Raw genomic sequence first — 13723 nt, forward strand, 5'->3', positions numbered from 1 at the left:
GGCCTGTCGTTTGGATCAGTTCGCAGACGCGGGGTCTGGCACGCACTCCCCCAAGCTCTTCGAGCAGGGGGCACAGCGGCGTTGTCGTCGGTCGCCAACGTCCCCCAGCCTCCGGCCGGGAGGTGCCCCCACCGCGTCGACTCCCTCCTCCGCCTTGCAGCTGCACGCACCAGACCCCGCTCACCGGCGCAGAACAGCCCCGTCGATGCCCTGCGACCTGATCCAAACGACACGCCCTAGCCGATCTCCACCACCCGCGCCCAGGCCGGCGGTTCGTCGGGGACGTAGTCGGGGTCGTCCTCGTCGTACGAGGAGTCCGACCGCCCGCGCGAGAAGAGGCCCACGACCGTCCGGCACGGCGGGCGCTCCGCAGGCCAGGGGGTCTGCCCGTCGGTCAGGACCACGACGACGTCGGGGCCCGGCCGTACCCGGAGCGCCGCGGTGAATCCCGAGCGCAGATCCGTACCGCCGCCGCCCAGGAGCGGAATGCCCTCGGCCCGGCACAGCGGGTGCGCGATCCGGGCCGCCGCGTCGCACGGGACCACGGTGACCAGGTCGCGGCGGCCGCCCACCGCCCGGGAGATCGCGGAGACCTCCAGCAGCGCACTGCCCAGTTCCGCGTCGCTGACCGACCCGGAGGTGTCGATGACCACCGAGACCCTCGGCGGTCTGCGGCGCAGGCTCGGCAGGACGACACCGGGCAGGGAGGCCGAGCGCCGCGACGGCCGGCCGTAGGTGTAGTCCTCCCCCGCACCGGGGCCAGAAGCCGCGGAGCGGACCGCGGCCCCCAGCAACTCCCGCCACGGCTGCGGCCGGTGGAAGGCCTCCTCCGCCCACCGCTTCCATCCCGCCGGGCTCTTCCCCGGCCGGGCCTTGATGCCCTGCGCGACCCGGAACCGGACCGCGTCGCGTTCCTGCGCGCTCAGGCCGTGCGCGCCGTCCGGACCGAGTTCCCACTCGCGTTCACGTCCGTCGGCGCCGCTGCCGCAGTCCAGCCAGGCCAGGCTCTGGGTGCGCGGTCCGAGCCGGAACTGGCGGAGATAGTCCTCCATGAGCTCGCCGGACGACAGGCCGAGGAACTCCGGGGTGACGGCGCCCTCGGGCAGGACGAGCCCCTCGCCGAACGCGTCGTCGTTGATCTCGCAGTCGGCGGCGATGTTCATCCGCAGCCGCTCCGCCGGGCCGGTGAGTCCGTGTTCGCGGGCGAACCGCTCGCTGCGGCCGTGATGGTCGCGCAGCAGGTGCGACACCTCGTGCACCCAGACCCCGGCCAGGTCCTCGACCGGCATACGGTCCACGAAGCCGGGCGACACGTAGCAGCGCCAGTGCCGGTCGACGGCCATCGTCGGCACCCACCGGGACTCGACGGTGTGCAGGGCGAACAGGGCCGTCGCCAGGTAGGGCCGGGCCCGCGCCGCCTGAAGGCGAGCCGCGTACAGCTTGTCGAGATCCAGGGCCCCCGGCCTGCCCAGGTCCAGGGCCCCCCGCCTGCCCGGGTCCAGAGGCCTCGGCCTGCCCGGATCCAGAGGCACCGGCGTGGGCGCCGTGGTCGTCGCCCGGGGCCCCGGCGCGCGCGCCGTCATCGTCGCGCCTCGGCGGCGACCGCGACGCGGGCCGCCGCGTCGTCCGCGCGCCGGGAGAGGGCCACCGCTCCGGCCAGCCGCTCGATGGACGCGGGGATGTCCCAGTCCTCCCGGCGCAGCGACGCGAGCGTGGTCGCGGGCACGACCACCAGGTCCGGGGCTCCGGTGTCCAGCGCCCGCACGAGCAGTGCCCAGGCGGCGTCCCAGCGGTCCCTGCCCGGCCGCGCGCGGACCGCGGCCACCACGCCGTCGAGGACGGCCTGGCGCAGATCACCCCGCTCGGGCAGGACGGCGCCCGCCGGATCGGCGAGCAGGGTCTCGGGGTCGGGCAGGTCCATCCGGTCCACGCTCGCCAGCAGTTCCAGTCCCGGACCGTCGCCGACGGCGCCCCTGACCAGCAGGGAGAGCACGTCCCGTGGGGATCCGGCGGCCTGCGCGAAGGCGATGAGCCGCAGGGTCGTCTCCCAGCTCCGGGGCGAGGGCCAGGCGCCGCCCCGGCGGGTCTCGCCGCTGGGCAGCCGGTGGACGAGTCCGGGGCGGGCGGCGAGGAGCCCGCACACCGCGCGGCGGGCGAAGTCCACGGCCTCCGGGAGCCGCTGCGGGTCGAGCCGCGGCAGGGTCGCGCGGGGCCAGGTGCCGCCGAGTCCGCGGACGACGACCTCGTGGTCGTGGGCCCACTGGAGATGGACGAACCGGTTGGCCAGCGGCGGGCTCAGTTCCCAGCCGTCGGCGGCCGAGGAGCGCGGGTTCGCGGCGGCCACGATCCGTACCCCGGGCGGCAGTTGAAGCGCTCCGATGCGCCGCTCCAGGACGAGGCGGAGCAACGCGGCCTGAACCGCCGGGGGCGCGGTGGACAGTTCGTCCAGGAACAGCAGTCCGCGGCCGGCCCGTACGAGCCGCACCGCCCAGTCCGGCGGGGCCATGGGCACGCCCTGCCGCGCGGGGTCGTCGCCGAGGACGGGCAGCCCCGAGAAGTCGGAGGGCTCGTGGACGCTGGCGATCACCGTGGTCAGGGGCAGGTCCAGGGTCTCGGCGAGCTGGGTGAGGGCGGCGGTCTTGCCGATCCCGGGTTCACCCCAGAGCAGTACGGGCAGATCGGCGGCGACGGCGAGGGTCAGCGCCTCCAGCTGGGTGTCGGGCCGCGGCTCGGTGCCGGTGTCGCGCAGCAGCGCCGACAGGGCGTCGGCCACGTCGAGTTGGGCGGCTCCGGACAGGTCGGCGAACGGATCGGCGACGTCCGGCCGGTCGGCAACGCCCGACTGGTCAGCGACGTCCGGCCGGTCGGCAAGGGGGCTGGTCATGGGCATGTCTGATCACCTTTGGGTTCGTGAAAGGACCACCTGGGCGGGGGACTTGACCGTCTGGGCGGTCAACTGGCTTTCGGTGGACGGTGGAAGAGGGGTCAGCGGCCGGTCGTGTCGCGCGGGTGGGAGCGATGGTCGCGGGGTCGGGCGGGTCCGGGGGTGAGGCGGTCGGGTCCGGGACCGGCCAGACCCGCCCTGAACAGTCCGTAGGTGACGCGTCGCTGCGCGGCGGCCCGGAGTTCGTCGCGCAGGGCGCCTCCGCGGAGCACCGCGTCGGGGCCCAGGAGTCCCTCGACGACGGCCAGCGCACCGGCGGTGTCGCCGTGGCGCAGCCGTTGCTGGACACCGGAGAGGCAGTGCGGCCGCCGGTGTGCCTCGTCGATGGCGCGGAGGCAGGGAAGCGGTGTGCCGGTGAGGGCGACCAGCAGCTCTTCCCGGCGGATCTCGTCCGGACCGTGGTCGAGCGGCGCGAGGACGCCGTCGACCAGGCCGATCCGGTGCACGGCTCCCCGGCATTCCACCCGGCGCGGCGCTTCCGCCGGGTCCGCGTTCCGGCGGGCCACGGCCGGGGTGTGTCCCGGCGCCAGCGCCGCGGCGACCAGCGGATGCAGCCGCTCGCTCTCGACGGCACCGGCGCGGATCAGCGCCAGGTCGGGCAGCACCCAGGTCGCGGCGTCGGGCAGGACCGGCACCGCGAGGTCGGCGCAAGGCCCGTCGGCGGGCGCGGCGGTGATCCGCAGGACGGGCGGCCCTGTCCCCGGTACGGGCAGCCCGGTCCCCGGTACGGGCGACCCCGTCCGCAGTACGAGCGGCCCCGTCCCCAGTACGGGCAGCCCCGTCCCCAGTACGAGCGGTCCCGCGCGTTCCGTGTCCGCGGCCAGGTCCAGGAGCAGCCACCGGCGGGTCCCGAGCCGCACGGCGACGGTGCCGCTCGTGCGCCCCTCGTCGCGCAGCACGATCGCCGCCTCGTCCGCCCACCGGCCGACCGCGCAGCCGAGGTCGGCGGGCAGCGGACCCGGTGGATCGGCGCTCCCCCGGCGGGCGCCGTCCGTCGGCAGGTCGGCCCCGGAACGGACCCGCAGTTCAGCGGTTCTGCGGGTGTCCCACAGGTGGCGGTGCAGGTCCAGACGGTAGCGCCGGCTGGGACGCGGATGCGGGTGGCCACAGGCCCCGGTGTCGAGGGGGAACCCGTCACGGGAACCGCCGGCGGCCGCGTCCCAGAGCGCGAGGCTCATCCGCTGGCCGCCGTCCGCCCAGGCCGGTGGCGTACGGACCACGAGGTGCACGGGTCGTACGCCGTCACGTCCCGCGCCTTCGTACCGGGCCAGGGTGATTGTGAGGCCGGGACGCAGCAGCCCGTCGGGGGCGACTCTCGGCAGGTGCCAGCGCAGCAGGTCGGGAGCCAGATGCCGGAGGTCGCGGCGGACCCGGGACATGAGGTCGCGCCCGTGTGTACGGGCCGACGAGCCCAGATCGAAGTCGATGTCGACACCGGCGGCGGCACACGCCCCCGCCCAGTCGCCGCGCAGGCGGCGGGCGGTCGCGGTCTCGATCATGGTGGGCGGCACGGCGAAGTCACGCACGCGCGGCCAGAAGGAGAGGGAGGAGTCCTCGTACGCGGTCGAAGTGAGCATCAGCACTCACCTTGCGCGGACGGGTCCTCCGATCTGATGGAGGTGTAGGTCGTCATCGGGGGGAGCGTAACCCGGTGCCGACGATCTGTCAGACGGTTTTTCCCGCGCACGGATCCGGCGTCCGCCGACGGATGCCGGGGACGCCGGAACAGTGCGGGAGCGGCCGCCGGAGGCCACGGGAGCCACGGTCACTGCTGGGCCGGAGCCGTAGCCGGAGAAGCCGCGCGAGGCCGCCGGTCAGGCCGGGCTCTTCACCGCGGGTCCCGCCCCGGCCCCGCCGCCGGGGCCGGGGGCGGTCAGATGCGGGGTGCCGTCGTCGTCGAGGAACTCGACCACGGCCAGGGCCACCAGGGCCAGTACGGCGATCCAGACGGTGACGACGGCCGTGGGGTAGTTCCAGATCAGCAGAATGACGGCGGCGACCACGACCACGGTCCAGTTGAGCCACGTCTTGACCCGGTGCACCCACGCGCCGACCGAGCCGAGCTCGGCCCCGGTCGCCGTCCGCACGGCGCCGATACCGCCGGTCCAGGCGGCGTTGACCCGCCTGGCCGCCCGGCCGCCGCCGGTCAGCCAGGCCGCCAGCGCCACGATGATGCCGAGGGTGATGATCAGGCGTACCGAGGTCCGCAGATAGCGCACCAGGGTGTCGAAGACCGACGCGGCGGCGGGCTGGGAGACGTCCGAAGGGAGCCCGTCGAGATAGACCGCCCGGAAGATCCACAGCGCGATGCCGAGGACGGCGGCCCCGGCCGCCACCAGGAGCGCCGCCGTGACCAGGGCACGGCGTCGGCGCACGGCGAGCAGCACACCGGCGGCCGCCAGCAGCAGGGTCAGCACCGGAAGCCAGAACCCGACCAGTTCGAGCAGCCGGTAGAGCTTCTTGGCCTTGCCGATGGAGTCGGAGGTCATCACGGTGAAGTCCGTGTGCACCTGGGGGATCTTGGCCGCGACGGTGAGTCCCCGGTCGACGAGGGACGTCTTGACCTGGTCGATGACGGGGGCGAGGTCGATGACGACGGCGTCGTTGGTGAGCTTGACCGCTCCGCCGCCCTTGCCCGTGAGCGCCTTGTCGACGGCGGCGTGCGCCTTGCGGTTGAGTTCGGTCCACAGGGTGGCGAACGCCTTGCTGCTGACGAACTTGAGCGCCACGGTGTGCACGAAGTCGGTGAGGCCGCTGGTGATCGGCCCGCTCAGCGGGCCCAGGGCCTTGGTCAGCCGCGGCCGGTCGGCGGGGGCGACGGACTCCAGCAGCGTCTGGACGTCGACGCGCTGCATCACCGCGTCGGTCACCCGGTTGGCGACGGCGTTCTGGACGTCGGGGTCGGAGGCCAGCGGCTGCATCGTGGAGACGTACCGGTCGGTGTTCCCGATCAGGTCGCTCGACCAGGCGGCGACGGCGCTGAGCGGGGTCAGCAGGGCCGCGAGGAGGACCAGGACGACCGCGAAGGAGGACCGGACGCGGTGGTGCTCGCGCCGCGGCGTGCGCTGTTCCAGTTCGGCGACGCGGGCCCGCAGTTCGGCGATCTCGTGCGAGTCGTTGCCGCCCGCGCCGCCTCCGTTCGCGGGGCCGCTCAGGTCTCCGGTGCTCACGTCGCCTCCGCGTCGTCGATCGTGCCCGCGGCGCCGCGCGCGGGCGGAGCTGCTCGCGTCCGGTCGGTCGCGTCATCCATGGCGTGTCTCGTTCCGCTCGGTCCGGTTCATGGGGTTCGACGGCACTGGGACGGCTTCTCCGCGGCGCTCGCCCGGCGGCGGCCGGAGGGAAGGGCGGGTCAGCGCGGATGCCGGGCGTCGGGCCGGTACGTGGCCAGGGCCCAGATGACGAAGACGTCGATGGCCAGCAGGATGACCGACCAGATCGGCGCGTACGGCAGGAACATGAACTGGAAGAGCATGCTCAGCGCTGCCAGCACGATGCCGGTGACCCGGGCCCATGCGGCGTCCTTGAGGATCCCCCAGCCGGTGACGGCGGCGATCACGCCGAGGATCAGCAGGATCCAGCCCCAGCCGGTGAGGTTGATGCGGTAGACGTAGTCGTTCACGCGCGCGTAGACGTCGTCCTTGGCTATCGCGGAGATGCCCTGGAGGATGTTCAGGCCGCCGTTCACCAGCATGAGGACGCCCGCGAAGGTGACACCGCCGGCCGCCCAGCCGCTGCTGCCCGAGGGCGGCGGCCCCATGCCGCCCGCGGCCGGACCTGCCCCGGACCACTGGTCTCCCCACAGCGGCATGTCTCCGCCGCTGGGCTGGGATCCGGTGCCGCCACCGGGCGGGGGGCCCGGAGGCCTCGAAGGATCCTGGCTCATGCTCGACCACCTCGCTGCGCTGCCGGCCGCAGGCCGTCCCCGTGCCGGACGCACCGGGAGTTCGAGCGTCCGCCCGCCGCGACCCGCCCGCCACGGGGGCTCCACCGACCGGGTGACGGCGCTCGGGGGGTGTCGGGGCCGGACGCGTGCTGCGGCCGGCCCCGCACCGGGCCGGGACGGCGAGTGAGCCGTCCGGCGAACTACCCGGCGATGCCGTGCTCCCCCGCGGAGTGCCCGGCGTCCACCCGGTTCTCCTGCGCCACGAGATCCAGCGCGCGCCCCAGCGTCGTGAGCCGCTCGTCCAGGGTCCCTCCGGCCGGGTACAGACGTACGGTGTCGACCCCCGCGGCGCGCCAGACGCGAAGCCGCGCGCGGACCATGTCCTCGGTGCCGATCAGGGTGGTGCCGAGGACCATCTCGTCGGTCACCAGCCCGGCGGCGCCGTCCCGGTCCCCGGCCTGCCAGCGCTCATGGATCTCGGCGGCGATCTCCGCCCAGCCCTGCCTGCTGTAGGCGGCGTTGTAGAAGTTGGTGGTGGCGGACCCCATCCCGCCGAGGCTGAAGGCGAGTTCCTTCTTCCGGCCCGCGACCATGACGCGCAGCGCGTCCTCGTCCTCGGCGAAGGCCACTTCGGCACCCTGGCAGATGTCGAGATCGGAGCGGTGGCGTCCCGCCGCCGCGAGGCCCGCGTCCAGATGGTCGAAGTAGGCCTCCTTGGCGCCCTCGGGCACGAAGCTGGTGCCCAGCCAGCCGTCGGCGACCTCGCCCGTCAGGTGCAGCATCTTCGGCGAGAGCGTGGCGAGATAGACGGGCAGCGCGTGTTCGGCACGGATGGACATCCGCATGGGCCGCGCCTCACCGCCCGGCAGCGGGATCGTGAACTCCCTTCCCTCGTACGAGAGTCTGTCCCCGGCGACGGCCCGCCGGACGATCTCCACGGTCTCCCGCATCCGGGACAGCGGGCGCGCGAACGGCACACCGTGCAGGCCCTCGATCACCTGGGGCCCGGACGGTCCGAGGCCGAGGAGGAAGCGTCCGCCGGAGATGTTGGAGAGCGTGATCGCGGCACGGGCGATGGCCGCCGGGGTGCGGGTCCCGAGCTGGATGATCCCGGAGCCGAGGAGCAGCCGGTCGGTCCGCGCCGCCAAGTAGCCCAGCGGAGAAGGGGCTTCGGAGCCCCAGGCCTCCGCGACCCAGCAGATGTCCATCCCGAGCCTCTCGGCCTCGACCACGAATTCGACGGTCTCCCGCCAGTCGCCGGCCGACGCCTCGATCGTCGTGGAGGTACGCATCACGCCTCCGCCCCTTCCGCGCTCTCGGCCAGCTTCCTGATCGCCGCGAGCGTGTCCGTCATGCTCCGCTCGAACTCCCGCAGCCGTACGAACACGATCTTCTGTTCCTTCTCCGGCATCCGGTCGATCGCGAACGAGAGCCCCGAACGGCCGGGACCCATCCGCATCCACTGGGTCAGCTCCGTGCCGCCGCCTGACTCCTCCAGCCCGAACCGCCAGAGGGAGCTGGGGTGTTCGGGGTCGCCGACGGCCCAGGCGAACGCCCGGCACGGCCGGCACTCCACCACGTACGAGGTGGTCTCCCACTCCCCCAGCGACTCGTGCCTGCTGCGCCCCACGAAGCGGGCACCGGCCGTCGGCATCGTCACACCGTCGAGCCACTCGGCGGACCGGAGCTCCGCGCTCAGGTCCGGCATCAGCCGGATGTCGGAGACGAGGTCCCACACCCGGTGCGGTGGAGCGTCGATCCGTGTCCGCACCTCGACGGTCGGCTGGTCCGCGTAGCGCGCGCCCGTCCACTCCATGAGTCTCCGGCCTTCCTCTCGTCCCCCGGGAAGCTCACCCTCCCCAGGTCCCTGACCTTGAGAGTTGCGTAGATAGACTGACGTGTCAAGGAAAACCGCCCCCGGCGCGGAAGGCCGGGAGCGGAAACCGGACGCGCGGGCCGAGCCGCGCTCAGGTGGTGAAACGCCGCTGGATGTCGGGGCGTTCGGCGAGATGCGGGGAGTAGCCGGGGCCGAGCCGCGGCCGGGTGTCCTCGGACGTCATCGGCTCGCCGCAGTCGGCGCACACGACCGCGGCCTCGCTCTCGTGCCCGCAGCGGTCGTGGTGGAAGACGACCGGCGGCCCCTGCTCCCCGCTGAGCCAGCGGTTGCCCCAGCTGTTCATGGCGGCCAGCACGCCGAAGAAGTCCCGGCCCATCTCGGTGAGGACGTAGTCGTAGCGCACCGGGTCCGTCTGATAGGCCCGCTTCTCCATGAGCCCCTCGTCGACCAGCCGGCGCAGCCGGTCGGTGAGGGTGTTGCGCGCGATGCCGAGCTCCTGCTGGAACGCGTCGAACCGCTTGATCCCGTAGAACGCCTCGCGCAGCACGAGCGGCGTCCACCAGTCGCCCAGCAGGTCCATCGTGCGCGCGATGGAACAGGGCCAGTTCGCAAAAGAAGTCCGCCTCACGAGCCCAGCATACGAGGGTCTCGGAAACGGACCCACCAGCTCGGGGCGGAGCCGACGCCGAGGGACGCGGTCGGTACGGTCGTTCCCCTGAGCGCCGGGGGGAGCTTGCCCGAGCGGCCGTCCATGGACGCGACCGCTGTGCCCGGCGCATCGAGGATGCGCCGGGCACAGGTGGTGTTTCAGGCAGGTCGGCGTGATGAGTCGCCGTCCGGTGTCCGGGTCAGGAGCCGGTGGCCGTCACGTCCGACGAATAGACCAGCGCGACGCGGTGGTTGTACTGGATGGTGTACATCTGCTTGGCGCCGGTGACGACCGCCCCCGAGGTGAAGTAGTCGTCGGTGTTGGCCGGCGGCCGGGTGGCGACGTACGACTGCCCGGCGGGCACGGTGTAGTAGCTGATCGGCGCCTGCGTCGAAGGCGACAGGCCCGCGGGGTACTCGGCCCGGTCGGGGTAGCTCGAACCGTAGACCGCCACCGGCGTGGTGCCCGCGGCGGAGACCAGCGTCACGTCGTGCGCGGGCGTGGTGTTGGCACCGCCCGGGTTGTAGAACCACACCATGGACCCGCTGTACCAGATGGCGGTCCAGTCGCCGTCGACGCCGGCCACCACGAACTGCTGTCCCGCCTGCGCGGTCGAGCCCCAGTCGCTGATGCGGTCGGTGCCGGCCGCGCCCTTGTGGATGGCCTGGTCGCCGAAGAGCGGGGCCGTGTCGGCGGGTTCGGTGCGCAGGAACACGAAGTTGGAGGACTGCTGCTGCTCGGTGCACGCCGGGGTGGCGCCGGTGGGATCGTCACCGGGGCAGATCTGCACGGTCTGCTGGTTGCCGGTGAAGCCCGGGGTGATCGTCACCGCCGACCCGACCGGCCCGACGCCGTGCTCGCCCGTCACCGGGGCGCCGAGCAGGCTCATCAGGTGCTCCCAGTCCCAGGACGTACCCGGGTCCCAGTGCATGCCCGCGACGAGGCTGGAGTTGGGTCCGGCGACGTTGTCGTGGCCGATGATGTGCTCGCGGTCCAGCGGAATGCCGAAGCGGTCCGAGAGATAGCGCACCAGGGAGGCCGTGGCCTCGTACTGGGCCTCGGTGTACCAGGTGCCTCCGTGCGCGGCGTAGCCCTCGTGCTCGATGCCGATGGAGTGCAGGTTCGTCGAGTAGTTCCCGGCGTGGTAGGCGATGTCCTTGGTGGGCACCATCTGCGTCACCGCGCCGTCCGAGGACCGCATGACGTAGTGCGCGGAACTGCCGCCCGCGTTCTGGAACGTCGCGATGGCCGACTCGTACGACGACTCGGTGTCGTGGATGACGATCGTGTCGATCCTGATGCCGTTGGCCGGGCGGTTGGAGACCTGGCCGTTGGACGAGGCCGCCGGCACGAAGGTGCACGAGACCTCGGGCGGGCACTCGGTCGCCGTCGTCGCCGCGACACCGGCCAGCGAGAGCTTGCCCAACTGCCCGGTCGCGACACGGACCTTGCTGTCGGCCCCCAGGGAGACCCGCTGGCCGTCCCGGGTCAGCCGGGTGGCCCCGGACCTGACGGTGGCGAAGACACGGTCGGCGAACGCGGCGGCACTGCGCTTCTGCTCCGAGCCGCTGTAGCGGGCCACCGCCCCGTACCACTGACCCGCGTCCGCGGACCGGCCGGCGGACAAGGCCCGCTGATAGGACGCCAGAAGCGCGGCACCACCCGCGATGTTCGCCGCGGGGTCGTCCCGCAGCTCGGCGGGGGTCAGACCGGTGAGCTTCGCCGCGGCCCGCAGCGTGTGCAGGGCGGGATCCTTCGCCCGGTCCGCGAGGTCAGCCCGCCCGACGGCCCCGGCCGGACCGCCGGCCAGCATGGCGGGGGTGACGTCGGTGAGGTGCATGGGCCCGTAGCCGCCACTGGTGCTCATCTGCCCGGAGTGCGCGTCCCACGCCGACTCCTGATACGCCACGGCCAGCAACACACTTACGGGGACGTGGTACTTGGCGGCGGCGACCGCGAAGGCGTGCTGCCGCGCGCCCGATCCGGCCGGGGTACCGGCCTGCGCGGCCGTCGGCACCAGGGCGGTCAGGGCCCCCACGGTCAGCGCGCTCGCGGCGGCTAAACCGATCAGCCGACGACTGGCCCCACGCTTACGGGCAACTATGCCCGCCGTTCTCTGCGTCTTCACGTGTTCCGCTACTCCAGGACGAACGAGAAGGAATCAGCGGCCCACCACCGAGGGCGGAACCGATGACACTTCAGTACGGAAAAAAGGGAAAGGAGGGAAATCCAGAGATCCCGCGCGAGGAAATCCCCGGACGACTTCCACCGACCCAAGGTACGCGGCGCCTCACAGCCGCCGGCACCCGGTACAGCGCACTGACGAGCCAACACACGCTGAACCGAACCGTACTGACGTCACATCAGCAGCGCGTAACCGCCGACCCGTGCGGCGGCTCGGAATAACCGAGGCCAACTCGCCTTTGCATACGAACAGTTCCCTGCTCCAACCTTCTCGAAGGTTGCGTCGGGAGTGTTCACCTACCGCCCTTCGGCGGGGTTGACGAGTGCTTTCCACTACTCGCCCAACGCCATGCGACGACGGCCGCACCGACCCAAGTAGACCTGCTCTGGCCCCTCCTGACGGAATCACCAACTGGTGTCACCACCCGTCTCACGGATAGCGTGGATTCACTTGAGCAACCCCTCGCCTCAACAGGAGACCCCAGTGAACCGCCCCGCCCGGCTCGTCGCAGTCGCACTCACCGCATCCACGGGACTGCTCCTGGCCGCCTGCGGCTCAGGAGGGAGCGCCGACTCGACGTCGGACAAGATCAAGGGGGCGGACAGCAGCGGCGCGAAGGCTTCGACAAGCCCCTCCGCCCCGTCGTCAAAGGACCGAGCCGGTCGGCCGAAGATCACGCTCCCCGAGGAGTTCCAGGCGAACTTCGAGGGCTGGACCAACAGCGACCCGAAGCTCCAGGCGATCCTGGACGACGGGTGGGAGGAGCTGAGGTCGGAGTATGCCGCAGTGATCGAGGCGGATCTACATTCCGACGCGGTGGCGTTCTACAACTCGGACGCCACCTTGGTCACAGCCCGCAAGTGGATCAAGCAGTTCGTCGACGACGACGAGAGCCTGATCGGCAGCGTCACGGCCTTCGACCCCCAGGTGCACATCAACGACACCGGCTCGGGCGTGCTCTTCTACTGCGTCGACGAACGCAAGGCGTCCACGAAGAACCGCAGGACCGCGAAGGTCACCACCACCGCCGACAAGCCCGAGAACGTGATCCAGTACCGCAACAGGCTGGACAAGAACCCACAGGGCGTTTGGAAGACCACCTCCTCGACGGTGGCTCCGGGAGCCTGTGACCGATGAGCTTCGCAGCGAAGACCTGCACGTTGTTGGCCACGTCGGTCTACGCGGTCGTCCTCTCCTCCACAGCGGCTTACGCCGCCATCGGGGATCAGGACAACAAGCCCCCTTCTTCGACACCTTCCGGCGGCGTATCCGGCAGCACACTGAACGCCAAGGCCACCGCCACCCAGATCAAGGTCACACCGGTCGGCGGTGGCGCCTCGGGCACGTCGCCCAAGCCCCTCGCCCCCGTGGACCCCACCTGGAAGCCCCCCGCCTGCTGGTACGAACCGGTGGCCACGCCACAGGCGCTCAAGGCGGCGGTGGACCGCCTCAAGAAGAACCCCAACTCGGACCTCGTGCCCGTCACCCCCACGCTCAACTGGGGCGAGGACCTGATGGTGGACCACTACGAGAAGGGCAAGGCGGAGTCCGGCAGCGGCGACGGCTACGAGAACTACAACCTCGGCAAGGACGGCATGTTCTGGCGCGGGGTGATCAATCAGGACAGGGCCAACGACCCCGAGTCCTACGACTGCGAGGACACCCTCTTCTGGCAGAACGCCAGGACGCTCCCCGCCAACAAGCACGCCCCCACCCCTGACATCCTCGCCGCCTACGCCTACAACAAGATCAAGGTTCCCGAGACCGAGATCGAGGTGAAGCCGGCCGCCAAGTCCACAGTCAACGTGCCGACTTGGGTGTGGCTGGACAAGGGAACCTTCAAGCCGGTCAAGGTCCGCGCCGAACTGGCGGCCGCGGGAGTGTGGGCGGAGACGACGGCGAAGCCGGTCGCCCTCCACCTGAACCCTGGCACGGGCGACGCCGAGACCTACCCCGCCTCCGGGGACTGCGCGATCGACGACGACGGCTCCATCGGCACCCCGTACGCCAAGGGCGACGCCGGCAGGACCCCGCCGTGCGGCATCACCTACCTGCGTGCCACGGCCGGGAAGCCGTACCGGCTCAACGCGTCCATCACCTGGCAGATCTCCTGGCAGGGCAGCGGCGGCGCGGCGGGCGACCTGCCGGACGGCACGTTCGAGACCACCCAGGACATGAACGTCCAGGAGATCCAGGCCATCAACCGCTAGACCGACCGCACGGGG

11 protein-coding genes are annotated in these 13723 nt (G+C 72.1%); 2 read left to right on the top strand and 9 right to left on the bottom strand.

Annotated elements, in window-relative coordinates; all coding sequences use genetic code 11:
* Positions 1-236 precede the first annotated feature (236 nt).
* The 9 genes from ACZ4AA_RS14895 to ACZ4AA_RS14935 all read right to left on the bottom strand — a co-directional run bounded on the left by ACZ4AA_RS14895 (position 237) and on the right by ACZ4AA_RS14935 (position 11441).
* Positions 237-1583, bottom strand: a complete 1347-nt coding sequence (locus ACZ4AA_RS14895; protein WP_467601093.1) for a vWA domain-containing protein — start codon at positions 1581-1583, stop codon at positions 237-239.
* Positions 1580-2884 (bottom strand): AAA family ATPase, encoded by a 1305-nt coding sequence (locus tag ACZ4AA_RS14900; RefSeq protein WP_467601095.1) that lies wholly within the window; start codon positions 2882-2884, stop codon positions 1580-1582. The genes ACZ4AA_RS14895 and ACZ4AA_RS14900 overlap by 4 nt, the downstream gene beginning before the upstream one ends.
* Positions 2885-2985: 101 nt before the next feature.
* On the bottom strand, positions 2986-4521 hold the full coding sequence (locus ACZ4AA_RS14905; RefSeq protein ID WP_467601097.1) for a hypothetical protein: 1536 nt from the start codon (positions 4519-4521) through the stop codon (positions 2986-2988).
* A 237-nt stretch (positions 4522-4758) separates the two neighbouring features.
* A complete protein-coding gene (locus tag ACZ4AA_RS14910) occupies positions 4759-6114 on the bottom strand; it encodes a hypothetical protein (protein WP_467601100.1) in 1356 nt (451 codons plus the stop codon).
* A 179-nt stretch (positions 6115-6293) separates the two neighbouring features.
* Positions 6294-6827, bottom strand: coding sequence for a DUF7144 family membrane protein (locus ACZ4AA_RS14915; protein WP_467601103.1), 534 nt, complete (start codon positions 6825-6827; stop codon positions 6294-6296).
* Between the two features lie 200 nt (positions 6828-7027).
* Complete coding sequence (locus tag ACZ4AA_RS14920; RefSeq protein ID WP_467601105.1) at positions 7028-8119, bottom strand: LLM class flavin-dependent oxidoreductase; 1092 nt, start codon at positions 8117-8119, stop codon at positions 7028-7030.
* Positions 8119-8643 carry an SRPBCC family protein gene (locus ACZ4AA_RS14925; protein WP_467601107.1) on the bottom strand — a complete coding sequence of 175 codons (525 nt, stop codon included), beginning with the start codon at positions 8641-8643 and terminating at the stop codon, positions 8119-8121. Before ACZ4AA_RS14925 ends, ACZ4AA_RS14920 begins: the two co-directional genes overlap by 1 nt.
* A gap of 151 nt (positions 8644-8794) precedes the next feature.
* The gene (locus ACZ4AA_RS14930; RefSeq protein WP_467601109.1) at positions 8795-9292 is read right to left on the bottom strand and encodes a winged helix-turn-helix transcriptional regulator; all 498 of its coding nucleotides are present in this window, start codon (positions 9290-9292) and stop codon (positions 8795-8797) included.
* 220 nt (positions 9293-9512) lie between these two features.
* A complete protein-coding gene (locus tag ACZ4AA_RS14935; RefSeq protein ID WP_467601111.1) occupies positions 9513-11441 on the bottom strand; it encodes an N-acetylmuramoyl-L-alanine amidase in 1929 nt (642 codons plus the stop codon).
* Between the two features lie 540 nt (positions 11442-11981).
* Here ACZ4AA_RS14935 and ACZ4AA_RS14940 point away from each other — a divergent pair.
* The gene (locus tag ACZ4AA_RS14940; protein ID WP_467601112.1) at positions 11982-12635 is read left to right on the top strand and encodes a hypothetical protein; all 654 of its coding nucleotides are present in this window, start codon (positions 11982-11984) and stop codon (positions 12633-12635) included.
* The gene (locus tag ACZ4AA_RS14945) at positions 12632-13708 is read left to right on the top strand and encodes a hypothetical protein (protein ID WP_467601114.1); all 1077 of its coding nucleotides are present in this window, start codon (positions 12632-12634) and stop codon (positions 13706-13708) included. Before ACZ4AA_RS14940 ends, ACZ4AA_RS14945 begins: the two co-directional genes overlap by 4 nt.
* The last annotated feature ends 15 nt before the right edge of the window (positions 13709-13723 follow it).

This window comes from Streptomyces sp. NPDC024698, assembly GCF_055559015.1.